Genomic DNA, 920 nt, shown 5'->3' with positions numbered 1-920 from the left:
GTACGCAGTTAATATCTAACTCAAATAATTGATTTTTTAACTCAATATGCTTGTCCCAATCCATTCCTGAATAGGCTACTGTATAAGATGTCATATCATTACTCCTTATATTCTAGGTAAAACAGAACATTCTGAGTCATTGGTAAACAATGCACCAGCATCGTTACCCTCGTCATCCATTGAAGCAATGATGATGGTTCCATCGGTAAATTCAATAACTGGTGCACTACCAAGCCAGTCATACTCCTTTACTTCTTTTTCAGTCATCCATCTTATCTTTTTAACAGTTAAACCCTTTAAGATCTTATTTGCTTTTCTTGACCATATTTTTTTATAGTCCGCTTGCGTCTTTGCTTTTGTCATAATTTTCTCCTTTATATTTATGAAAACAAAGGGGAAATATGCCAATCCCCAAAGGGAAAGGATATATCCCCTTTGGGTTAAACAAACTCAGCTCATCGCTGCCACTTTCTTGCATAATTGCAAGGCTTGTACAAGTGGTTAAGGTGCAGCGTTAGTGCTGCGGTCTTAATTTTTTTAAATTAGTGTTTCTAAGCGCACTTTGTAAATGCGCTTAGAAACACCCTCTAACAAGAGAGGATGATTCAACTACTTTTTAGCAATAAAAATCTGGAAAATCACTAGAATCACTTTCAAGGGAACAGTGAGGGCAGCAAATATCGCCTTCACGCTCTATTTGATGGAAAACTACTAGTCCACAATCTCCACAAGTTACAATATTGATATTTGCTTTTTCAACAATCTGAAAAAACATTTTTCTTTGTTGTTCTATTTCATGATCTTGATCTTGAATAAAAAATAAAACAGCATCTCTTTCTGATCCAGTACATAAACCACACAAATGGTCTTTAAGAATGTAATCAGATTTAACTTCTTCATTGTCTACTTCTTCATATCCA

The 920-nt window shown here is 34.9% G+C and carries 2 protein-coding genes; both read right to left on the bottom strand.

The annotated features are described in order from the left end of the window. Positions 1-105 precede the first annotated feature (105 nt). Complete coding sequence (locus BBROOKSOX_RS11765; protein ID WP_139662072.1) at positions 106-363, bottom strand: hypothetical protein; 258 nt, start codon at positions 361-363, stop codon at positions 106-108. 253 nt (positions 364-616) lie between these two features. After that, a partial coding sequence (locus BBROOKSOX_RS11760) for a hypothetical protein (protein WP_180324063.1) occupies positions 617-920 on the bottom strand: 304 nt, incomplete at its 5' end.

The sequence above is a fragment of the bacterium endosymbiont of Bathymodiolus sp. 5 South genome, assembly GCF_900128535.1.
GTDB lineage: Bacteria > Pseudomonadota > Gammaproteobacteria > PS1 > Pseudothioglobaceae > Thiodubiliella.
The sequence above is the reverse complement of the archived record's forward strand: the minus strand, read 5'-3'. Positions and strand labels throughout refer to the sequence as shown.

What these genes read in the sequence shown, in the direction of transcription:
- BBROOKSOX_RS11765 (WP_139662072.1), bottom strand. Translation starts at nt 363, where the DNA reads ATGACAAAAGCAAAGACGCAAGCGGACTATAAAAAAATATGGTCAAGA.